General features: G+C 70.0%; 20 protein-coding genes. 15 read left to right on the top strand and 5 right to left on the bottom strand.

Annotated features, from left to right (window positions below; genetic code table 11):
* The first annotated feature begins 55 nt into the window (after positions 1-55).
* Positions 56-511, top strand: a complete 456-nt coding sequence (locus ACS5PN_RS29480) for a (2Fe-2S)-binding protein (protein ID WP_439467584.1) — start codon at positions 56-58, stop codon at positions 509-511.
* 10 nt (positions 512-521) lie between these two features.
* On the top strand, positions 522-2741 hold the full coding sequence (locus ACS5PN_RS29475; RefSeq protein ID WP_439467583.1) for a molybdopterin cofactor-binding domain-containing protein: 2220 nt from the start codon (positions 522-524) through the stop codon (positions 2739-2741).
* On the opposite strand, the gene ACS5PN_RS29470 is transcribed toward ACS5PN_RS29475, so the two are convergent.
* On the bottom strand, positions 2738-2941 hold the full coding sequence (locus ACS5PN_RS29470; RefSeq protein WP_439467582.1) for a heavy-metal-associated domain-containing protein: 204 nt from the start codon (positions 2939-2941) through the stop codon (positions 2738-2740). The two genes, ACS5PN_RS29475 and ACS5PN_RS29470, sit on opposite strands and share 4 nt — an antisense overlap.
* A gap of 50 nt (positions 2942-2991) precedes the next feature.
* On the opposite strand from ACS5PN_RS29470, the gene ACS5PN_RS29465 reads away from it, so the two are divergent.
* On the top strand, positions 2992-3546 hold the full coding sequence (locus ACS5PN_RS29465; protein ID WP_439467581.1) for an NADPH-dependent FMN reductase: 555 nt from the start codon (positions 2992-2994) through the stop codon (positions 3544-3546).
* Positions 3543-4442, top strand: a complete 900-nt coding sequence (locus ACS5PN_RS29460; RefSeq protein ID WP_439467580.1) for a pirin family protein — start codon at positions 3543-3545, stop codon at positions 4440-4442. Before ACS5PN_RS29465 ends, ACS5PN_RS29460 begins: the two co-directional genes overlap by 4 nt.
* A gap of 6 nt (positions 4443-4448) precedes the next feature.
* Here ACS5PN_RS29460 and ACS5PN_RS29455 read toward each other — a convergent pair whose 3' ends face one another.
* A complete protein-coding gene (locus ACS5PN_RS29455; RefSeq protein ID WP_439467579.1) occupies positions 4449-5201 on the bottom strand; it encodes a hypothetical protein in 753 nt (250 codons plus the stop codon).
* A complete protein-coding gene (locus ACS5PN_RS29450; protein ID WP_439467578.1) occupies positions 5198-6217 on the bottom strand; it encodes an STAS-like domain-containing protein in 1020 nt (339 codons plus the stop codon). Before ACS5PN_RS29450 ends, ACS5PN_RS29455 begins: the two co-directional genes overlap by 4 nt.
* A gap of 146 nt (positions 6218-6363) precedes the next feature.
* On the opposite strand from ACS5PN_RS29450, the gene fba reads away from it, so the two are divergent.
* The 7 genes from fba to ACS5PN_RS29415 all read left to right on the top strand — a co-directional run bounded on the left by fba (position 6364) and on the right by ACS5PN_RS29415 (position 15575).
* The gene (gene fba, locus ACS5PN_RS29445) at positions 6364-7428 is read left to right on the top strand and encodes a class II fructose-bisphosphate aldolase (protein ID WP_439467577.1); all 1065 of its coding nucleotides are present in this window, start codon (positions 6364-6366) and stop codon (positions 7426-7428) included.
* 7 nt (positions 7429-7435) lie between these two features.
* Positions 7436-7864: a gamma-glutamylcyclotransferase family protein gene (locus tag ACS5PN_RS29440; RefSeq protein WP_439467576.1), complete on the top strand. Its 429-nt coding sequence runs from the start codon at positions 7436-7438 to the stop codon at positions 7862-7864.
* A gap of 86 nt (positions 7865-7950) precedes the next feature.
* Positions 7951-11064, top strand: a complete 3114-nt coding sequence (locus tag ACS5PN_RS29435) for a PAS domain S-box protein (RefSeq protein ID WP_439467575.1) — start codon at positions 7951-7953, stop codon at positions 11062-11064.
* A 170-nt stretch (positions 11065-11234) separates the two neighbouring features.
* Entirely contained in the window at positions 11235-11615 is a 381-nt protein-coding gene (locus tag ACS5PN_RS29430) for a response regulator (protein WP_439467574.1), read from the top strand.
* A gap of 31 nt (positions 11616-11646) precedes the next feature.
* Positions 11647-12543 (top strand): phosphoribosylaminoimidazolesuccinocarboxamide synthase, encoded by an 897-nt coding sequence (locus ACS5PN_RS29425; RefSeq protein WP_439467573.1) that lies wholly within the window; start codon positions 11647-11649, stop codon positions 12541-12543.
* Complete coding sequence (locus tag ACS5PN_RS29420) at positions 12540-13706, top strand: hypothetical protein (protein WP_439467572.1); 1167 nt, start codon at positions 12540-12542, stop codon at positions 13704-13706. Before ACS5PN_RS29425 ends, ACS5PN_RS29420 begins: the two co-directional genes overlap by 4 nt.
* A 54-nt stretch (positions 13707-13760) precedes the next feature.
* Complete coding sequence (locus ACS5PN_RS29415; protein ID WP_439467571.1) at positions 13761-15575, top strand: serine/threonine protein kinase; 1815 nt, start codon at positions 13761-13763, stop codon at positions 15573-15575.
* A gap of 34 nt (positions 15576-15609) precedes the next feature.
* Here the strand turns inward: ACS5PN_RS29415 and ACS5PN_RS29410 are convergent, their stop codons facing one another.
* Positions 15610-16560 (bottom strand): tetratricopeptide repeat protein, encoded by a 951-nt coding sequence (locus tag ACS5PN_RS29410; RefSeq protein WP_439467570.1) that lies wholly within the window; start codon positions 16558-16560, stop codon positions 15610-15612.
* Between the two features lie 113 nt (positions 16561-16673).
* Here ACS5PN_RS29410 and purE point away from each other — a divergent pair, with 113 nt between their 5' ends.
* Genes purE through ACS5PN_RS29390 form a run of 4 tightly spaced genes read left to right on the top strand, consistent with a single transcriptional unit; the run spans position 16674 to position 20278 of the window.
* Positions 16674-17138, top strand: coding sequence for a 5-(carboxyamino)imidazole ribonucleotide mutase (gene purE / locus ACS5PN_RS29405; protein ID WP_439467696.1), 465 nt, complete (start codon positions 16674-16676; stop codon positions 17136-17138).
* Positions 17138-18301: a 5-(carboxyamino)imidazole ribonucleotide synthase gene (locus ACS5PN_RS29400; protein WP_439467569.1), complete on the top strand. Its 1164-nt coding sequence runs from the start codon at positions 17138-17140 to the stop codon at positions 18299-18301. The genes purE and ACS5PN_RS29400 overlap by 1 nt, the downstream gene beginning before the upstream one ends.
* Positions 18301-19287 carry an L-threonylcarbamoyladenylate synthase gene (locus ACS5PN_RS29395; RefSeq protein WP_439467568.1) on the top strand — a complete coding sequence of 329 codons (987 nt, stop codon included), beginning with the start codon at positions 18301-18303 and terminating at the stop codon, positions 19285-19287. Before ACS5PN_RS29400 ends, ACS5PN_RS29395 begins: the two co-directional genes overlap by 1 nt.
* Before the next feature lie 34 nt (positions 19288-19321).
* Positions 19322-20278, top strand: a complete 957-nt coding sequence (locus ACS5PN_RS29390) for an SGNH/GDSL hydrolase family protein (RefSeq protein WP_439467567.1) — start codon at positions 19322-19324, stop codon at positions 20276-20278.
* A 25-nt stretch (positions 20279-20303) separates the two neighbouring features.
* Here the strand turns inward: ACS5PN_RS29390 and ACS5PN_RS29385 are convergent, their stop codons facing one another.
* The gene (locus ACS5PN_RS29385; protein ID WP_439467566.1) at positions 20304-22037 is read right to left on the bottom strand and encodes a long-chain-fatty-acid--CoA ligase; all 1734 of its coding nucleotides are present in this window, start codon (positions 22035-22037) and stop codon (positions 20304-20306) included.
* Between the last annotated feature and the right edge of the window lie 38 nt (positions 22038-22075).

The following is a 22075-nucleotide window of genomic DNA, read 5'->3' as shown; positions in this document are numbered from 1 at the left end:
GTACTGGGCTGCTGCTTCTGGCTAGAGTCGCCCGCGGCTCATCTCGGAGGACGCCATGATCAATCTGACCGTCAACGGTCGCGCCGTCTCGCTGGACGCAGACCCCGACATGCCCCTGCTGTGGGCGGTGCGCGAGGAACTGCAGCTGACCGGAGCCAAGTTCGGTTGCGGTGCTGCCCAGTGCGGCGCCTGCACCATGCATGTGGGCGGCACGCCCATCCGCGCCTGCCTGACACCGATCTCCTCGGTGACCGGCCCGGTGACCACCATCGAGGGTGTGGCGGGCGACAAGGTCGGCCAGGCCGTGCAGGCGGCCTGGGTCGAGCATGACGTGGCCCAGTGCGGCTACTGTCAAAGCGGCCAGGTCATGAGCGCCGTGGCCCTGCTCAAGGGCAACCAGAAGCCCAGCGACGCCCAGATCGACGCGGCCATGGCCGGCAATATCTGCCGCTGTGGCACCTACACCCGCATCCGCGCCGCCATCCACGCGGCCGCGGCCCAACTCGCCTGAGGAGGCCGCCATGCTGAACCCACGTCGCATCGACCAGCTTGTCTCCGGTGGGCTGTCCCGCCGCAGCTTTGTCACCACCACCTTCGGCGGCGCCGTCGGCCTGGCCTTGCTGCCGGGCGTCGCCTCGGCCCAGGCGCCCAAGCCCGGTTCCAAGCCGACCGAACAGCCGCTGGCCTTCGTCAGCATCGCCAGGGACGGCACCACCACCATCCTGTGCAACCGCATGGACATGGGCCAGGGCATCGAGACCGGCCTGGCCATGATCTGCGCCGAGGAGCTGGACGCCGACTGGAGCCGGGTGCGCACCGGCTTCGGCGACCAGAAGGCCGCCTATGTGGATCCGCTGTTCGGCATCCACCTGACCGGCGGCTCCAACTCGGTCAAGAACAGCTACCAGCAATACCGTGAACTCGGCGCCCGCACCAAGGCCATGCTGGTGGCCGCCGCGGCCGAAAGCTGGGGCGTGCCGGCCTCGTCACTGAAGGCCGAGAACGGTGTCATCTCGGGCGGTGGCAAGAGCGCCGGCTATGGCGAGTTCTTCGACGCCGCCATGAAGGGCACGGTGCCCGAGGCCGTCACGCTGAAGGACCCCAAGAACTTCAAGCTCATCGGCCAGCCGACCGGCCTGGTTGTCAGCAAGGCCAAGAGCACCGGCACCCAGGCCTATGGCATGGACGTGCAGCTGCCCGGCATGGCCGTGGCCGTCATCCAGCGCCCGCCGGTCTTCAACGGCAAGATCGCCAAGCTGGACTCCAGCGAGGCGCTCAAGGTCCAGGGTGTCAAGGCCGTGCTGCCGGTGCCGCTGGACCGTGGCGGCCAGGGCGTGGCGGTGGTGGCTAGCGGCTACTGGGCGGCCAAGAAGGGCCGAGATGCGCTGAAGGTGGACTGGGACCTGGCCGGCGTGGCCAGGCCCGACACGGTGGCCCTGACCAAGCAGTACCTGGCCCTGGCCAGGACGGCCGGCACGCCGGCGCCCAAGCCCGAATTCCAGGCCGATGTCGGCGCCTGGAGCAAGGCACCCAAGAAGATCACGGCCGACTTCGTCTTCCCCTACCTGAACCATGCCCAGATGGAGCCGCTGGCCTGCACGGTGGACCTGAAGGCCGACCGCTGCGATCTCTATTACGCGGCCCAGATGCCCGGCATCGACGCGATGAACCTGGCCAAGACGGTCGGGCTCAAGCCCGAGCAGGTGCAGATCCACGTGCAGATGGCCGGCGGCGGCTTCGGCCGGCGCGCCACGCCCGCCACCGAGTGGCCGCGCGAGGCGGCGGCCGTGGCGGTGGCGCTCGCGCAGGCGGGCAAGCCCATGCCGGTCAAGGTGATCTGGAGCCGCGAGGACGATGTGAAGTCGGGCTACTACCGGCCCATGACCGTGCACCGCGCCGAGATCGGCTTCGACGCGACCGGCAAGATCGCCGGCTGGCAGCACCGCATCGTCAGCCAGAGCATCCTCAAGGGCTCGCCGCTGGAGGGCTTCGGCTACCAGAAGGGCGTGGACGGCACGACGACAGAGGGCATGCGCGAGCCCTACGAGTTCCCGATGAACCTCAGCGTGCATCACCCCGACGTCAATGTGCCGGTGCTGTGGTGGCGCTCGGTCGGCTCCACGCACACGGCCTATGTGATGGAGACCCTGGTTGACGAGATTGCGTTTGCCACCAAGCAGGACCCGGTGGCCTACCGGCTCAAGTTGATGGAGGGCAACGCCAAGGCCGAGCGCCATCGCCTGGCGCTGCAGGCGGCCGTCGACAAGAGCGGCTATGGCAAGCGCAAGCTCAAGCCCGGCCAGGCCTGGGGCGTGGCCGTGCACGAAAGCTTCGAGTCCGTCGTCGCCTATGTCGTCGTGGCCAGCATGAAGGGCAAAGGCAAGGACCGCCAGCCGGTGCTGCAGGAAGTGCATGCCGGCGTGCATTGCAATCTCTGCGTGAATCCCAAGGCGGTCGAGACCCAGGTGCAGGGCGCGGCCATCATGGCCCTGGCGACGACGATGCCGACGCACCGCGTCACCTTCAAGGATGGCGCCGTCGAGCAGAACAACTTCTACGACATGGCCATGCCGCGCATCACCGATGCGCCCAAGGTCATGACGGTCAGCATCGTGCCCAGCAACGACCCGCCCAAGGGCATGGGCGAGCCCGGCTTGCCGGCCCTGGCGCCGGCTCTCGCGAATGCGGTGGCGCGCCTGACCGGCCAGCGCCAGCGCGAGCTGCCTTTCCGCTTCGCTTAAGCGGGGTTCGGGGCCGGCGGATAGCCGGCCTCGGTCAGTGCGGCGGCGAGTGTGGCGCGGGGCAGGGCGCTTTCGACGCTGGCCGTCCTGGCTTCGCGGTCGATGTCGATCCGGGCCTGGTCGTCGGCGGCCTTCAGCGCCTCGGTGATGGCGGCCACGCAATGGCCGCAGCTCATGTCGGGCAAGATGAAGCTGTGCATGCTGGCATCATGCCCCGTATTCGTTCCAGCCTCCGGTTCGCCGTCCTGCCATGCACATCATTGCCCTCAGCGGCGCGCTGCGCCGCGCCTCCTACAACACCGCCCTGCTGCGCGCCGCCCTCGCGATGGCGCCCGAGGGCGTCACCATCGAGCTGCGCACCCTGCACGGCATCCCGCTGTACGACGGCGACGTCGAGGCCCAGGGCATCCCCGCGGCGGTGACGAAGCTGCGCGAGGAGATCCGTGCCGCCGACGCCTTGCTGGTCAGCACGCCCGAGTACAACAACAGCATTCCCGGCGTGCTGAAGAACGGCCTGGACTGGCTGTCGCGGCCCAGCGGCGAGGGCGCCAAGTTGTTCGGCGGCAAGCCGACGGCCTTGATCGGCGCCACGCCCGGTGGCTTCGGCACCGTGCAGTCCCAGGATGCGCTGCTGTCGGTCTTCCGCACCTTCGGCAGCGACTTCTGGATGGGCGGGCGGCTGATGGTGTCCAAGGCCGGCACGGTCTTCGATGCCGACGGCCACCTGGTGGACGACAAGATCCGCGAGCAGCTGCAGCATTTCGTGCAGGGCTTTGTCGACTTCGTGAAGAAGAGGGTCTCATGAGCCTGCACGTCGAGCGCATCACCAGCCATATCGGCGACGTCGGCGGCATCCCCATCCAGCGGGCGCTGCCGAACAAGGGCCGCCGCGTCATCGGTGCCTGGTGCTTTGCCGACCACGCCGGCCCGGCCACGCTGCCGCCCGAGAGGCGCATGAATGTTGGCCCCCATCCGCACACCGGGCTGTCGACCTTCAGCTGGATGATCGAAGGCGAAATCCTGCACCGCGACAGCCTGGGCTCGGAGCAGGTGCTGCGGCCGGGGCAGGTCAATCTGATGACGGCCGGTCATGGCATCTCGCACAGCGAGGAGTCGCTGTCCGACCGCATCCACCTGGCCCAGCTGTGGATCGCGCTGCCGGACGCCGAGCGGGAGAGGGCGCCCAGCTTCCAGCATTTCGCCGAGCTGCCGCGCTGCTCGGTGGGCGGCTTCGACGGCACGCTGCTGGTCGGTGATTTCGGTGGCCTGCGCTCGCCGGTGCCCAGCTTCACGCCGCTGCTGGGCGTGGACCTCGTGGCCGACGGCCCGGCCGATGCGGTGCTGAAGCTGGATGCCGGATTCGAGCACGGGCTGATGCTGCTGGAAGGCGAGATCGAGGCCGCGCCGGCAGGCCATGATGCCGTTGAGACGATCGCGCCCGGCACCCTGCTCTACATCGGCCCGGGCTGCGAGTCCGTCGAGCTGCGCTGTTCGGCCGCGTCGCGCCTGCTGCTGCTGGGCGGCGAGCCCTGGGCGCAACCGCCGCTGCTGTGGTGGAACTTCGTCGCCCGCGAGCCTGCGGAGATGCAGGACTGGGCCATGGACTGGGCCCGCGAGGATGGCGGGCGCTTTGGCGTGGTTGAGGGCTACAACGGCCCGCGCATCGCAGTGCCGCCGGTGCCGGCGCTCAGGAAGCCCTGAGCGGGCTCACCAGCTCACCGCGCAGCAGTAGTTGCTCCAGAACGGCGCCGGGTCGGCGTTCAGGCGATAGGCCTTGCCGTCGTAGCGGTAGGTCCATCGGCGCGGCCGGCGGCTGGCACCTTCGTGGTCGTCGGTGTCGGTGACGACGATGTCGGCCCATCCCGCAGGGCCGGGTCGGCTCATGGCCAGGGAGAGTTGAGCGCCTTGCCATTCGTTCTCGTCGTTCTCGAGCCGGGCCCGGGCATGTGTCGCGACGCCAAACACCTGGCGCAAGCGGCCGCCGTCGGGCACGAACAGCATCAGCTCATTGCTCCAGATGGCCTCGGCGTACTGTGAGCCATGGACCGTGGAATGAAAGCGCAGCCCCAGCGCGCGCAGCTGTGGCGTCAACTGCCAGGCCGCGGTATCCAGTTTGAAGCTGTATTCGCCGACGCCGGTGAGCGCGTCCGAGTCGACATGGGTCCAGCGCATCTGCAGAGGGCGCAGTGTGCGGGCATCGAGCAAGGCGAGGACCACCTCCCAGGCGGCGTCGCCCTCGGGTGATTTGGCGGCGCTCTGGAAGGCCATCACGGCGGCGGAGATGCGGTCCGCGGCAGGCGGCCAGGGCTTGCAGTGCTGAGAGACCAGCTCGCCGAGCCCGACGGTGCGTGGCCGAGCCGCCCGCAGCGCCTGTTCGATCGCATCGCTGCAGCCCTGTCGGTCCTGGGCCTGTGCCAGGGTGCAGGCCATGCCCAGCGCAAGCAAGAGGGCCAGCTTCATCCGGCGCGAGCGCTCTTGACCAGGGCCTCAATGCGCGGCGTCGCGTTGATGGCCACCAGCTCGATCTGCGGATTGGCCTTGGCGAAGACGCGGAAGAGTTCGTCCGTGAAGCCGTGGCCGACGTCGGTGACGCCGTCGAAGTCGATCTCCGCGCGCCTGAAGGTCGACAGCCGCGAACCGACGCGCCGGGCCTGGGCACGTGAGTCCAGGGCCTGACCCTCGCCGGCCAGCAGGCGCAGCTGCACCCGGGTCTGGTCGAATTCGATGCCGTCGCCGCCGATGCTCCAGGCCTCCATGATGCCGTCCAGCGTGCGCGTCGTGTTCAGCGCGATGGCCATGTAGATGCTGCTGCCCTGGCGGGGCAGGGCGCGGCCCTTTTTCCAGCCCGCGCTTTCCCAGGCGCGGCGCTGGTAGGCGGTGTTGTTGGCGTGGATGTCGAAGACGTCGGCCAGCTGGCTGCTGAAGAACAGGCCCCGGCCGGTGTGGGCGTCGGGGGCGCTGGTCAGCCGCCCCTTGCTGAGCTCCAGCATGGCGTGCTGGGGGTCTTCCAGGGCGAAGGCGCTGCAGATCTTGTCGAAGACGCCGATGCCGTCGTCGCTGACGAGGAGCTGCACATGGGTGGGCGTCTGGCGCAGCGACACCGTGACGCTGCTGCCGCCGGAATGGTCGGCCGCGTTGTTGACCAGCTCGGTGAAGCCATGCTGCACCATGCGCTCGACATGTTTCGGCAACGCGAAGTGAGGCGCGAAGTCGCGCTGCCAGGGCAGGTCTTCCTGCAGGCCGTAGAGGGTGTAGCTGCGCGCCACCTGGCGCAGGGCGCCGGGGGCGAACACCGGGCGGCGGCTGGTGCCGGAGCGGGTCAGCCAGCCGGCGTCCACCAGGCGCTTCAGGGCCGCCAGCACGGCGCGGTGGCTGGCGCCCGTGCGCTCCTCGATGTGGGCCGGCAGCTCGTGCGAATGCTCGCTGGCCGCGGCGGTGATCCAGTTGGTGAGGTGGTCGAAGACGAGCCGGGTCATGGCGGGGCATTGTGAAGCGCCCGGCAAGCGAGGGGGGTGGGGCATCCCCGCGACTCCATAGAATCCCCAACCAGTTACGGCGCGGTTACAGCCTAGGGTGTGTGCCGCAGTCGGTCGAGATTTCTCAACTACACCGGGGACAACCCATGCCTCTCGTTTCCATGCGCCAGCTGCTGGACCACGCCGCCGAAAACGGCTACGGCATCCCAGCCTTCAACGTCAACAACCTGGAACAAGTGCAGGCCGTCATGGCCGCGGCCGACGAAGTCGGCGCACCGGTCATCCTGCAGGCCTCGGCCGGCGCCCGGAAATACGCCGGCGAACCCTTCATCAAGCACCTGATCCAGGCCGCTGCCGAGATGTACCCCCACATCCCCCTGGTCATGCACCAGGACCACGGCACCAGCGTCAAGGTCTGCGCCGGTGCCATCGACCTGGGCTTCGGCTCCGTCATGATGGACGGCTCGCTGATGGAAGACGGCAAGACGCCGGCCTCCTTCGACTACAACATGGACGTCACCCGCAAGGTCGTCGAGATGGCCCACCAGGTCGGCGTCACCGTCGAGGGCGAGCTGGGCTGCCTGGGCAACCTGGAAACCGGTGAAGCCGGCGAGGAAGACGGCATCGGCGCCGAGGGCAAGCTGGACCACAGCCAGATGCTGACCGACCCCGAGGAGGCCGCCGTCTTCGTCAAGGCCACGCAGCTGGACGCCCTGGCCATCGCCATCGGCACCAGCCACGGCGCCTACAAGTTCAGCCGCAAGCCCACGGGCGACATCCTGGCCATCGGCCGCGTCAAGGAAATCCACGCCCGCATCCCCAACACCCACCTGGTCATGCACGGCTCGTCCAGCGTGCCCGAGGAGTTGCTGGCCATCATCAACCAGTACGGCGGCAAGATGAAGCAGACCTTCGGCGTGCCGGTCAGCGAGATCCAGGAAGCCATCAAGCATGGCGTGCGCAAGATCAACATCGACACCGACATCCGCCTGGCGATGACGGGCGCGGTGCGCAAGTTTCTGGCCGAGAACCCCGACAAGTTCGACGCCCGCGAATGGCTCAAGCCGGCCCGCGAGGCCGCCAAGGTCATCGCCAAGGAGCGCTATGTGCAGTTTGGCTGCGAAGGCCAGGCCGCCAAGATCAAGGGCCGCACGCTGAGCGACATCGCCGGCGCCTATGCGCGCGGCGAGCTGGCGCAGAAGGTCCAGTAAGGGTGCAGTGACCCGTCACTGCTTCACCTACGGCTCGCTGATGTGGGCCGACATCATGGCCCGCGTCTGCGGGCATGAATTCGCCAGCGAGCCAGCCTCGCTGGCGGATCACCGGCGCCACCCAGTGCGTGGTCAGGACTACCCCGGCCTGCAGGCCGCGCCCGGCGGCCTCGTGCCGGGCCGCCTCTACCTCGATGTAACTCCCGACGCCTGGCAACGGCTCGATGCCTTCGAAGGCGAGGAGTACGAGCGCGCCGGTGTCGTCGTGGCCCGGGCCGACGGCACGACGCTGCCTGCCCAGGTCTATCGCTTCCGCAGCGCCTTCGCCGACCGCCTGCTGCCGGGCGACTGGGACGCCCAGGCCTTCGAACGCGAAGGCCGCGCGCGCTTCATGGCCCGCTATGGGGGCTTCGAGCTGCTGAACTCCCGGGAATAAGCCACATTCCAGAGGATGCACCCCCTGTTTGCGGGGCCACAATGCATCGGCATAACTTCCCAGTCGTTGGGGGGTGGGAGTGCGGGATGGACGAGCTGACCGGGATCGTCGCGCGGGCCGGGTTCCTGCCGCACGGCTATTGCTTCCAGTGGTCGCCGGGCCTGCTCTGGACCATGGTCAGCGCCGACCTCGCCATTGCGCTGGCCTATTTCTCCATCCCGTTGGCGATCGCCCGCTACGCGCGCCGCCGCCCCCAGGTCAATCTGGGCAGCATCGCGACGCTGTTCGCCGTCTTCATCTTTGCCTGCGGCATCACGCATCTGCTGGACGTCTGGACCATCTGGCGTCCCGACTATGGGCTGCAGACGGCTGGCAAGGTTTTCACCGCCTGCGCCTCGGTGCTGACGGCGGCGGTGGTCTGGCGACTGATGCCGACGCTGCTGGCCCTGCCGTCCATCGATGAGATGCGCACCGCCAACGAAGCCCTGCGCCGCGAGATGGACCGCCGCCACAGCGCCGAGGACCATCAGCTGGAGGCCGAGCAGAGCCTGGCCGCGACGCTGTCAGCCATCGATGCGGGCTTCATCTCGACGGATGCGCGGGGACGCGTGACCCGCATCAATGCGGTCGCCGAGCGCATCACCGGCTGGCCCGCTGCGGAGGCCCTCGGCCTGCCGGTCTGGGATGTGTTCGATCGCGAGGGCATGCCGGACGGCCTGAAGGCGCGCAACCCCGTCGAGGTGTTGCAACAGGGCGATCGCGATGCAGCCTTCCGCCGGCAGGCCGTTTGCCTGGCGCGCGACGGCAGCGCGCGTCCCGTCGAGGTCCATGCCGACCTGACCCACCATGCCGATGGCCGGGTGCGCGGCGTGGCCCTCGTGTTTCGCGACGTGGGCCGCCTGACCGAGGCCGAGGCCGAGGCACGCCGCCTGGCGGCCGTCGTCGAATCCTCGGCCGATGCCATCGTCGTCAAGACGCTGGACGGCCGCATCACCAACTGGAACGCTGCCGCTGAGCAGATGTTCGGCTACAGCGCGGCGGAGGCCGTCGGCCAGCCCGTGCAGATGATGATCCCGCCCGAGCGCGAGGCCGAGGAGATGGGCATCCTGAGCCGCATCGCCCAGGGCCAGCCCGTGCCGCCCTTCCGCACCGTGCGCATCGCCAAGGATGGCCGGCGCGTCGAGATCTCGGCCCAGGTCTCGCCGCTGCGCGACGCGGCCGGCCGCATCATCGGCGGCATCAAGTCGGCCCGCGACCTGACCCACCAGCGTCAGATCGAGGCAGCCCTGCGCCAGAGCGAGGCCCGGCTGCGCTTTGCGCTCGAGTCGGCCGCCATCGGCGACTGGGAGCTGGAGCTGGACAGCGGCGCCATCCACCGCTCGCGCCGCTACGACCAGTGCTTCGGCCTGGCCGACACGCGCGAGGCCTGGAGCCGCGAGCGCATGCTGGCCACCGTCCATGCCGAGGACCGCGCCATGGTCGAGGCCGGCCTCGCCGCCCTGCCCGAGGGGCACCAGCCCTGGCATGCCGAGTTCCGCGTCGTCTGGCCGGACGACAGCGTGCACTGGCTGCGCCTGGATGCCCGCGTCACCCATGACGACGCCGGCGCGCCGCGCCTGGTGGGCATCGTTGCCGACGTGACCGCCACGCGCACGGCCGAGCAGGCCCGCCAGCAGGCCATCTGGCTGGCCGCGGAAAACCGCCGCGTGCAGGAGAGCAGCCGGCTCAAGAGCCTGTTCCTGGCCAATATGTCGCATGAGCTGCGCACGCCGCTGAACGCCGTTATCGGCTTTGCCGACCTGCTGACCATGGGCAATCAGCCGGCCGACGCGGCACGCCAGCGCGAGTGGCTGCAGCACATTGCCAGCAGCGGCCGCCATCTGCTGAACATGATCAACGACGTGCTCGACCTGTCCAAGATCGAGGCTGGCAAGATGGATTTCCATGCCGAGCCGGTCGAGTTGCCGGCCCTGGTGGACGACGTGATGGCCACCGTCGCGGTGCTGGCCCGCCAGCGCGACCTCGGCCTCAAGTCCTTCATCGAGCCGGGCCTGCGCGGCCTCGTCCTCGACCCGGCGCGGCTCAAGCAGGTGCTGCTGAACTACCTGTCCAACGCCATCAAGTTCACGCCGGCCGGCGGCCATGTCGAGCTGCGCATGGTGGAGGAGGGGCCCAGGCTGTGGCGGCTGGAGGTCGAGGACAGCGGCATCGGCATCCCGCCGGACCGCATCGGCCAGCTCTTTGTCGAGTTCCAGCAACTGGACGACGGCCTGACCAAGCGCCACCAGGGCACGGGACTGGGCCTGGCGCTGACGCGGCGCCTGGTGGAGGCTCAGGGGGGCCGGGTCGGTGTCTACAGCGAACCCGGCCGCGGCAGCCGTTTCTACGCGGTGCTGCCGCGCCAGCCGCTGGACGCAGACGCGGCGTCGCCGCGGCCGGCTCACCAGCAGATGGTGGCGCTGCGCGACCACCCGCTGCGCGACGGTGTGGCCCGCGAGCTGTCCCGGGCCGGCGTGGCTGCCGACACCGCCGCCACGGCCGCCGAGGTGCTGCGCCTGGGGCGGGTGCGCCGCTACACCGAGCTGGCCCTGGACCTCGGCCTGCCCGACGCGCCGGGTCTGTCCCTGCTGGCCGCGCTGCGCAGCGGCGGGCCATCCATGCACGCGGCCGTCAAGGCGCTGGCATTGACGCCGGCCTCCGGCGCCGGCATCGCCTTCCCGGTGGCCGAGGTGCTGGCCAAGCCGCTGCGCCGCCCAGCCCTGGCCCGTGCCCTGGTGCCGCTGCGCGACCGCCTCGGCCCGGGGCGGCCCGTGCTGGTCGTTGACGATGAGGCCGCCTGCCGCGAGCTGATGTGCGCCGCCCTGCAGGCCAACGGCATCGAGGCCGTGGCCGCCGCCAGCGGCGCCGAGGCCTTGCAGCGCCTGCCCGCCCTGAACCCGGCGGCCCTGGTGCTCGACCTGATGATGCCGGGCATCGACGGCTTCCAGGTGCTGCACGAACTGCGCAGCGAGCCGCGCTGGGCGCCGCTGCCCGTCATCGTCTGGACGGCCTTGAACCTCGGCGCCCAGGACATCGAGAGCCTGGCGCGCTCGGCCACGGCCATTGCCAGCGCCGGTGAAGCCCAGGCCCTGGCCGAGGTGCGCGACGCGCTGCTGCGCGCCGCCCGCCAGGACCGGCGCGGCCGAATCACGGGGCCCTGATATGAACGTGCCCCTCGCCCACTCCTGCCCTGCTGAACGCGGGCACGCCTGGTCGGTCCCCCGAGGGGACGGCGATGCTTGCAGCATTGAGCCGCAAGCACATCGCCAGCGCGGGCCGGCTAGGGAGCGGCCCGTCGCTCGGCCCGCAGGACGCTCCATGGAGAGCTCACATGCCCAATAACCGCATCCTCATCGTCGATGACAACGAGCTCAACCTCGACCTCGCCCAGTACGTGCTGGAGGCCGATGGCTTCGTCGTCGACCGCGCCCTGCATGTCGACGAGGCCTGGGCCAGGCTGCGCGCCCGCCGGCCGGCCCTGGCCCTCGTCGACATCCAGCTGCCCGGCACCGACGGCCTGAGCCTGGTCAGGGCCATCAAGGCCACGCCCGATCTCGCCGGCCTGCCCGTCATCGCCTTCACCGCCTTTGCCATGCAGGGGGATGAACAGCGCTTTCGCGCCGCGGGTTGCGACGGTTACGTGGCCAAGCCCATCGACGTCCATAGCTTTGCGGCCACGGTTCGCCGCTATCTGGGTGGAGGCGGCACCTAAAATCCCGGCCTTCTCCCCGAGTCGCGCCGCCATGCCCCAAGCCCTGTACGAATCCAGCCTCACCTCCCTTCCCCTGCTCGGCCGCGGCAAGGTGCGCGAGAACTACGCCGTCGGCGAGGACCGCATCCTGATGGTCGCCAGCGACCGGCTGTCGGCCTTCGACGTCATCATGGGCGAGCCGATTCCCGGCAAGGGCGCGCTGCTGACCCGCATGGCCCTGTTCTGGTTCGACAAGCTGGACGGCATCGTCCCCAACCACCTGACCGGCGACGACCCGCTGTCCGTCGTCAGCGGCGACGAGCGCGAGCAGATCCGTGACCGTGCCATGCTGGTCAAGCGCCTCAAGCCCCTGCCCATCGAAGCCGTCGTGCGCGGCTATCTGGCCGGCAGCGGCTGGGCCGAATACCAGCAGAGCCAGAGCGTCTGCGGCGTCCAGCTGCCCGCCGGCCTGCGCAACGCCGACAAGCTGCCCACGCCCATCTTCACGCCCGCCACCAAGGCCGAGATGGGCGACCACGACGAGAACATCAGCTTCGAGCAGGCGGCCGGCATCATCGGTGCCGACCTCGCGGCCCGCGTGCGCGACATCTCCATCCAGCTCTACCAGCGCGCCGCCGACTTCGCGCTGACCAAGGGCATCATCATTGCCGATACGAAGTTCGAGTTCGGCCTGGACGCCGACGGCACGCTGACGCTGATGGACGAGGTGCTGACGCCTGATTCGTCGCGCTACTGGCCGGTCGAGAGCTATGCGCCGGGCAGCAACCCGCCCAGCTACGACAAGCAGTTCGTGCGCGACTGGCTGGAAGCCGTGCGCATCGACGGCCAGCCCTGGGGCAAGAAGGCCCCGGCGCCGGCCCTGCCGGGCGAGGTCATCGCCAACACGGTGCAGAAGTACGAAGAAGCCCTGCAGCGGTTGACCGCATGAGCGCCGTCGCGGGACCGGTCAAGCTGAGGAGCCGGCTGGCGCAGCGGCTGGATGGCGAGATTGCCGCCGCCGCGGCCATGCCGGCGCGCGTCGCCGTGCTGCAGGCCCAGCGCGCCATCCTGTGGCTGCGCCATGGCCGCGAGGCCGAGGCCCGCGAGGAACTGAACCGGCTGCAGGCCCGCGTCCTCGTCCATCCGCGCGCCGAGCTGGCCGCCTGGCTGCATCTGGCCGAGGGCCTGACGGCTTATTTCAGTGCTTTCGGCGGCGGTGCCCGTGAGCGTGTGCAACGGGCCCAGGTCATGGCCCAGGCCGCCAGGCTGCCGGCCCTGCAGGCCATCAGCGACGCCTGGCTGGCCCAGATGGCTTTTGTCGACCGCAACGTCGACCGCCTCGTCAGCCACGCGGCCGCCGTGCTGGCGGCCCCGGCCGACAACGCCGCAGGGTCTGTAGGTGCGGCGTCGAACGCCGCCGCGTGCCGTGTCGCCTCCGCCCTGGGCATGGCCTGGGACCTGGCCCAGGACGAAGCCGCCGCCTCGGCCTGGTATGCCTGGGGCCGACGTGCCGCCAGCGCCGACGGCGACGACGCCGGCCTCGCGGCCCTGCTCTACAACCAGATGCAGATGCGCGCGCTGCGCATCCGCCATGCCGCCCTGGCCGGCCAACCCGGCGAGGCGCCGGCAGTGCTGCTGGGTGTCGATTCCATCGGCCATTTCGACGACGCCGTCGGCGGTTCGGCCCGTGCCGACCTGACGCCGCTGCTGCGCGCCCAGCTGCTGACCGTGCAGGGCGACTATCCCGCCGCCGCCGCGCTGCTGGAGGCGCATCTGCCCGAGGCCGTGGCTGCGGGCCTGGCCCGCACCGGCGTCAGCCTGCTGGCCGACCTGGCCTGGTGCTGGGCCAACACCGGCGACGTGCAGCGCGCCCGCGCGCTGGCCGACCAGGCGGCCATCGAGGTGCTGGCCGAGGACGCTGCCCACTGCGACCTGGACGAATGCGCGGCCCTGCATGCCCGCCTGGCCCAGGTCTACGCCAAGCTGCGCGAGGACGCGCTGGCTGCCCGCCATGGCGACGAGGCCCAGGCGGCCTGGGGCCGTGACACGGCCCAGCGCCGCCATTGGGCCGAGCGCCTGAGGTCCTCAGGATTGGGTACTCCGCCACGCTGACCGGGCATTCTCCCGAGTCTCGGCACGGCCTGGCTGCGGTACCCTCGCCGGCCTATGACCGCCGACTTCCGCGACGACGAAGCCATCAATGCCCTGCCGGTGGGCACCCGCTTTGGCGAGCTGGAAATCACCGGCACCCTGGGCGTGGGCGGTTTCGGCATCGTCTATCTGGCGCGCGACCACTCGCTGGAGCGCGAGATCGCGATCAAGGAGTACATGCCCAGCCAGTTCGCACTGCGCGATGGGCAATCGCATGTGTCGGTGCGTTCGGTGTCCATGAAGGAGACCTTCGATCTCGGCCGGCGCAGCTTCGTCAACGAGGCCAAGCTGCTGGCGCGCTTCGACCATCCCTCCCTGCTCAAGGTCTACCGCTTCTGGGAGGCCAATGGCACGGCCTATATGGCCATGCCCCGCCTGGTGGGCCAGAACCTGCGCGAGGCCCGCAAGGCCCGCCCCACGCCGCCGCCCGAAGCCTGGGTGCGGCGCATCTTCGACGCCGTCCTCGGCGGCCTCGAGACCCTGCATGCCCAGCAGGTCTGGCACCGCGACGTCGCGCCCGACAACATCTTCATGCCGGCCGACGGCAGTGCGCCCATCCTGCTGGACTTCGGTGCCGCCCGCCAGGCCATCAGTGACAAGACCCAGGTCTTCACGGCCATCCTGAAGCCCAGCTTCGCGCCCATTGAGCAGTACGCCGAGGCGACGACGCTGCGCCAGGGCGCCTGGACCGACTTCTACGCGCTGGCAGGCTCCGTGCACGAGCTGCTCACCGGGCGTCCGCCGCCGCCGGCCACGGCCCGGGCCATGGGCGATGAGCTCGCGCCGCTGGACATTCCCGGCTACTCGCCGGCCTTCCTGGCCGGCATGGACTGGGCCCTGCGCGTGGCCCCTCACCAGCGCCCGCAAACGGCGGCCGCCTGGCGCGATGCCCTGGATGGCCGTGCCGCCGTGCCTCCCCTTCATGCGGCGCCGCCGCGGACCATCGCCCCGACGCCGTCCGTGCCCGTCGCGCGCCCGCCCGCCGAGGCCCTGGACCTGGATTTCAGCGACACCGTCGAGGGCCTGCCGCCGGACGAGGACGACTCCACCGTCGTCGTGCCCAAGCGCAAGCCGCCTCCGCCGCCCCCACCGCCGCCCCAGCCGCCGTCACCCAAGCCGCCCAAGCGGGCGCCTGGCCCCCCGGCGCCGGTGCCAGCCCCTGCCGCGCCGCGCTCCTGGCGCGGACCGGCCCTGGCCGGTGGCGGCGTGCTGGTCTTGGCATTGGTGGGCCTGGTCGTCATGCAGATGCGCGGGCGTCCGGCGGCGCCTGAAACGGTGGTGCCTGAGCCCGCGGCTTCGTCCGTTGTGGCCCCTGTCGAGGCGCCCGCATCCGCGCCTGCTCCCGAGCCAGCACCCGCACCTGCGCCTGCTCCCGCGGAGCCCGCGCCCGCGCCGCCCAGCGCGCCGGCCAGCCAGGCGGTCGTGGTGCCACCGCCGCAGATCAAGCCGGGCCCGCCGCCCGCCGCATCAGCTGCTGTACCGCGGCCGAACCCGGCTTCGGCGGCGACGCGCCGTGAGCCGACGCCAAGGCCCATCACGACGGAAAGGCCCGGCGAGGTTCGCCCGGTGCCGCGCAGCCCGGTGCAGGTGGCACCTGAGCCGGCAGCGCCCAGCCCCGCCACGGCCCCGCCCAGCAAGCCGGTGCCCGCGTCCACCGCGGCGGCGTCCAATGAGCCGCGCACGGCCAGCGAAGCCTGCGGCGGCCGGGTGCTGTTTGCCCGCGCCTGGTGCATCGACCGGCAATGCGAAAAGCCGATCTATCACAACGATCCCGAATGCGTGAGACTGCGCGACGTCCGCAGCAACCGCGGCAACAACGGCGTGCCTTGACCGCAAGGCGGGTCGCAGGACCCGCCCCCGGGCCTCAGAACAAGGCCATCGACAGCTTGCGCCGGTACTGGTCGATCAGCGGGTCGCTGTGCACGACGGCGGCCTTGCCGGCCAGTTCCAGCGTGCCGCTCTTGGCCTCGGCGGCCGGCTTGGGAGCCGGCTTGGCCAGCAGCTCCAGGATGGCCACATAGGTCTTGCGCGCCGCCTCGCCGTTCCAGGCCTTGTCGCGCATGATGATTTCCAGCAGCTCGTCCATGGCTTCGGTGAAGCGCTGGCCGGCCAGGTGCAGCTGGGCTAACGTGAAGCGGGCGTCGAAGTCGCGCTTGTTGGCCGCGATGGCGGCCTGCAGGGCGGCCGGGTCGGCGCCGGTCGCGGCTTCGAAGGCGCTGAGCCAGATGGCCAGCGCCGCCAGGCGCGGCGAGGGCACCAGCGTGTCGGCGGCCTTGGCGGCCACCGGCGCGAAGGCGGCCTGGGCGTCGTTCAGCAGGCCCAGCTCCAGCAGGGCCTTCACATAGTCGAAGCGGGCGTTGTCGTTGCCCGGATCGGTCTGCACCGCATGGGCCAGCTTGGCCAGGGCCGCCTCCAGGTCGCCGTCGGCCATCAGCTCTTCGGCTTCGGCCAGGTCGGCCTCGGCTTCCAGCTCCTCGCCGGGCGGTACATGCTTGTCCAGGAATTCGCGGATCTGGGCTTCGGGCAGGGCGCCGACAAAGCCGTCCACCGGCTGGCCGCCGGCGAACATCACGCAGAAGGGGATGCTGCGCACGCCGAACATCTGGCTGAGCTGGGAGGCGATCTCGGGCACCTCGTCGCTGTTCAGCTTGGCCAGCGTGAAACGACCGGCGTAGGCGGTTTCCAGCTTTTCCAGAATGGGGCCGAGGGTGCGGCAGGGGCCGCACCAGGGCGCCCAGATGTCCAGCAGCACGGGCTGGGTCTGGGAGGCATTGATGAGTTCGGCTTCGAAGTTCTGGAGGGTGATGTCGATCATGGCTGAGGGTAGTTGCGGACGCGCCACCTACAATTCAAGGCTTTTCTGAGCCCCGGAGCGCGACCTTGTCCACCCCAGCCCCCCAGAACCCTGATGCCGTCATCGGCATCGTCATGGGCTCCAGCAGTGACTGGGAGACGATGAAGCAGGCGGCCGAGATTCTGACCGAGTTCGGTGTCGCCTTCGAGGCGCGGGTCGTGTCGGCCCACCGCATGCCGGACGAGATGTTCGCCTATGCCGAAGCGGCCAGTGGCCGCGGGCTGAAGGCCATCATCGCCGGCGCCGGCGGCGCCGCCCACCTGCCGGGCATGCTGGCCGCGAAGACGACGGTGCCGGTGCTGGGCGTGCCGGTCGCCAGCCGCCATCTGCAGGGCGTTGATTCCCTGCACTCCATCGTGCAGATGCCCAAGGGCATCCCGGTCGCGACCTTTGCCATCGGCAATGCCGGGGCGGCCAATGCGGCGCTGTTCGCGGTGGCCATGCTGGCGACGGGCGACGCTGCCCTGCTGGACAAGCTGAACGCCTTCCGCGCCCGGCAGACGGCCGTGGCCCAGGCCATGAGCGAGGAACTCCGCTGATGCCGGCGCTGCTTCCCGGCGTCGCAACCCTCGGCGTCCTCGGTGGCGGCCAGCTCGGCCGCATGTTCGTCCATGCCGCCCAGGCCCTGGGCTACCGCTGCATCGTGCTGGATCCGGACGCCATCAGCCCGGCCGGCGCCGTGGCCGAGAAGCACATCAAGGCTGACTACCTCGACCACTTCGGCCTGGCCCAGCTGGCGCGGGACTGCGACGGGATCACGACCGAGTTCGAGAATGTGCCGGCGCTGGCGCTGGAGACCCTGGCGGGCATGCGCACCGTCGCGCCGTCCGGCGCAGCCGTCGCCGTCTGCCAGGACCGGGCCGTCGAGAAGGCACATTTCGAGGCGGCCGGCGTGCCCTGCGCGCCGCATGCCGTCATCACCAATGAGATCGAGCTGGCGGCCGTCGACCCCGGCCTGCTGCCCGGCATCCTGAAGACCAGCCGCATGGGCTATGACGGCAAGGGCCAGATGCGCGTGTCGACGATCGCAGAGCTGGCTCTGGCCTGGGCCCACCTCAAGCGTGTGCCCTGCGTGCTGGAGCAGCTGCTGCCGCTGAAGTTCGAGCTGAGCGTGCTGGTCGCGCGCGGTGCCGACGGCCAGATCGTCAACTTTCCGGTGCAGCAGAACCTGCACCGCGACGGCATCCTGGCCGTCACCGAGGTGCCGGCGCCCGATGTGCCGGCCGAGGTGGAGAAGCTGGCCATCGCTGCCGCCCGCCAGGTTGCCGAAGCGCTGGACTATGTCGGCGTGCTGTGCGTCGAGTTCTTCTGGCTGGAGGACGGCCGCCTCGTCGTCAACGAGATGGCGCCGCGCCCGCACAACTCCGGCCACTGGACCATGAACGGCTGCGACGTGTCGCAGTTCGAGCTGCAGGTGAGGGCGCTGGCCGGCCTGCCCCTGCCCGAGCCGCGCCAGCATTCGGCGTCCATCATGCTGAACCTGCTCGGTGATCTGTGGTTCAAGGCGGACGGCGGTCCCACGCCCCCGGCCTGGGACCGCGTGCTGGCCCTGCCGGGCACGCACCTGCACCTGTATGGCAAGACCGACGCCCGCCACGGCCGCAAGATGGGGCATCTGAACGTCACGGCTGAGACGCCCGCAGCGGCCCATGCCGTGGCTTTGCAGGCCGCGGCGCTGCTGGGTCTGCCGACCGATTTCTGATGCTGGTCCTGCCCGGTCACGACCCCGAAGCCGTGCAGGCCGCCGCGCGCCGCCTGGCCGACGGCGAGCTGCTGGGCTTGCCGACCGAGACCGTCTATGGCCTGGCGGCACGGGCCGACCGGGACGAAGCCGTGGCCAGGATCTTTGCCGCCAAGGGCCGGCCGAGCGACCACCCACTGATCGTCCATGTGCTGGACGCCGCCGGCGCCGAGCCCTTCGCCGACCATCTGCCGGCCACCGCGCGCCGGCTGATGGACGCCTTCTGGCCGGGACCGCTGACCGTCATCGTGCCGCGCCGGGCCGGCATGGCCGAGGCCGCGGCCGGCGGTCACGCCACCGTGGCCCTGCGCTCGCCCGCGCATCCGGTGGCCCGGGCCGTGCTGGCCGCGGCGCGCGGCCTGGGCGTCGACGGCGTCGCCGCGCCCAGCGCCAACCGCTTTGGCCGCGTCAGCCCGACCTTGGCCAGGCATGTCGTCGAGGAATTCGGCCCCGAGCTCATGGTGCTGGACGGTGGCGCCTGCGAGGTGGGCATCGAATCCAGCATCGTCGACTGCAGCCGGGAGCGGCCCGCGCTGCTGCGCCCCGGCTTGATCAACCGTGCCCGCATCGAGGCGGTCCTCGGCGAGGCGCTGGCCGAGCCGGATGCCGCGGCGCCCAAGGCTTCGGGCACGCTGGCTGCGCATTACGCGCCCAGTGCCCATGTGCGCCTGCTGGACGCCCAGGCACTGGCTTTACGTTTGGCCACAGCGGCCGCGAGCGGGGGCCTGGAGGGGGTGGCTGTATATTCACGCGCCCGATTGCCAGCCTGGCGTTGGCAGGCCCTGCCGGCCGACCCGGCGGCAGCGGCCCACGAACTGTTCGCGGTGTTGCGGGCCCTGGATGCGGCCGGCGCCCGTGAAATCTGGGTCGAGGCGCCACCGCGCGACCCCGCCTGGGATGGTGTGCGTGACCGGCTCAGCCGGGCCGCCGCCGCCTTTGCCGATTGAGTTTGTTGTTGTTTCCTGTCCTGAGTTGATCGTCATGCAACGTGTCCTGTCCCAGAAATTCAAGCGCGGCCTGGCCCTCGCCACGGTCGCGGTGGCCGCGCTGATCGCCGGCTGCGGCGGCGGCACCTCGCAGATCGATCCCTTTGCACCGACCCGCGTCATCGCCTTCGGTGACGAGATGGGCACCATCCTGTCGAGCGGCAAGAAGTACGGCATCAACGGCCTGAACGCCGACACCAAGCTGGTGGACTGCAAGACCAATCCGAACTGGGCCCAGATCCTGGCCAGCGGCTTCGGCTTCGTCTACCCGCAGTGCAACAGCGACTTCGTGGCCCTGCCCCAGGGCATCATGTACGCGACCGCCGGCAACAAGGTGGGCGATGTGCGTGACCAGATCGACCGGCATCTGTCCAACGACCGCTTCGGCCCCAAGGACATCGTGTCCATCATGGTCGGTGTCAACGACATCCTGGAGCTTTACCGCCAGTTTCCGGCGCAAAACCGCGACTCGCTGATCAACGAGGCCAAGGCGCGGGGCAAGCTGCTGGCCGACCAGGCCAACCGCATCGCCAATGCCAACGGCCGCGTGCTGGTCGGCACCATCTTCGATGTCGGCCTGACGCCCTTCGGCCAGAAGGAGAAGGTCAGCCAGCCCGACATCGACCGCGCCGTCTTCCTGAACGACCTGAGCGCGGCCTTCAACACGGCTCTGCGCCTGAACCTGCTCAACGACGGTCGCCTGGTCGGCCTGGTGCTGGTGGACGAAACCATCCAGCAGATCGCCCGCTTCCCGACCGCCTTCGGCTACACCGACGTGACCAATGCCGCCTGCCGCACGGATGTCGCGCCGCAGGATTGCACGACGGACACGCTGGTGCAGGACGCCAACATCACGCAATGGCTGTGGGCCGGTGACGTGCTGCTGAGCCCGAGTGCGCAGCAGCGCATCGGCGCCGCCGCGCTGCAGCGCGCCAAGAACAACCCGTTCTGACGGCCGCTGGCGGCCGGCAGCGGCTTCAGGCGGTTGCGGTGCGCAGTTCGCGGCGCAGGATCTTGCCGACGTTGCTCTTGGGCAGCTCGTCGCGGAACTCGATGAACTTGGGCCGCTTGTAGGCCGTCATCTGCTGGTTGCAGTAGGCGGCCAGGTCTTCCTCGGCCAGGGCCGGGTCGCTCTTGACGACGAAGAGCTTGACCGCTTCGCCCGACTTCGAGTCCGGCACGCCGATGGCGGCGCACTCCATCACGCCGGGGTGCATGTTGACGACCTGCTCGATCTCGGTCGGATAGACGTTGAAGCCGCTGACCAGGATCATGTCCTTCTTGCGGTCGACGATGCGCACATAGCCGCGCTCGTCCATGATGCCGATGTCGCCACTCTTGAAGTAGCCGTCGGCGTACATGACGTTGGCGGTCTCGTCCGGGCGCTTCCAGTAGCCGGCCATGACCTGCGGGCCGCGGATGCAGATCTCGCCGCGCTCGCCGATGGCGAGGTCGTTGCCGTCGTCATCGCGGATGGCGATCTCGGTGGACGAGATGGGCAGGCCGATGCTGCCGTTGAAGGCGCGCTGATCCAGCGGGTTGATGGTGGCGGCCGGCGAGGTTTCGGACAGGCCATAGCCCTCGACAACCGGGCAGCCGGTGACCTTGAGCCATTTTTCGGCCGTGGCCTGCTGCACGGCCATGCCGCCGCCGTTGGAGATGACGAGCTCGGAGAAGTCCAGGCGCGAGAAGCCGGGTTCAGCGGCCAGCGCATTGAACAGTGTGTTGACGGCCGGGAAGATGTGCACCTTGTGGCCGCGCAGGGTCTCGATGAAGCCGGGGATGTCGCGCGGGTTGGGCACCAGGATGTTGAGGTGACCCATGCGGGCACCCAGCATGAAGCAGGCCGTCAGCGCGAAGATGTGATACAGCGGCAGCGCGCAGACGTTGGTGAACTGCATGTTCTGGTCGGGCAGCCGGGCCAGCATGGGCTGGAACCAGGCCTCGACCTGCAGGATGTTGGCGACGATGTTCCGGTGCAGCAGCGTGGCGCCCTTGGACACGCCGGTGGTGCCGCCCGTGTATTGCAGGAAGGCGACGTCGTCGGGGCCGAGCTCGGGCTTCTTCAGGTGCAGGCGGTCGCCATGGGCCAGGGCCTCGTTGAAGCGCACGACGGTGCGGCCCTCGCCGACCGGCAGACGGAACTCCGGCACCATCTTCTTCAGGTGGCGCACGGCGAAGTTGATCAGCGGGCCCTTCCACCAGTTCAGCAGGTCGCCCATGGAGGCCAGCACCACATGCTTGACGTCGGTCGCTGCGATGACCTCGGACAGGGTGTGGGCGAAGTTCTCCAGCACGACGATGGCGCGGGCGCCGGAGTCCTTGAGCTGGTGCTCCAGTTCGCGCGGCGTGTACAGCGGGTTCACGTTCACGACGACGAAGCCCGCGCGCAGGATGGCCGCGATGGCCACGCCGTACTGCAGCAGATTGGGCATCATGATGGCGACGCGGTCGCCCTGCTTCAGCCCCTGGGCCTGCAGCCAGGCGCCGAGCTGCATCGACAGCTGGTCGATCTCGGCGAAGCGCATGCGCTGGCCCATGCAGATGGCCGCGTCGCGCTGGGCGTGCTTGCGAAAGGCCTCGTTCAGCAAGTCGACCAGGGAGCCGTAGACGCTGGTGTCGATCTGCGCCGGCACGCCGGCTGGATAGCTGGCCAGCCAGGGCTTGGCTCGGGATGTCACTTCGGTGACTTCGGCAAGGACGGCGGTCATCGGCGGGCCCTTCTGGCGTGCGCTGCGTGGGAGCCGAT

Source organism: Roseateles sp. NT4 (genome assembly GCF_051857475.1).
Lineage (GTDB): Bacteria > Pseudomonadota > Gammaproteobacteria > Burkholderiales > Burkholderiaceae_C > Pelomonas.
The sequence above is the reverse complement of the archived record's forward strand: the minus strand, read 5'-3'. Positions and strand labels throughout refer to the sequence as shown.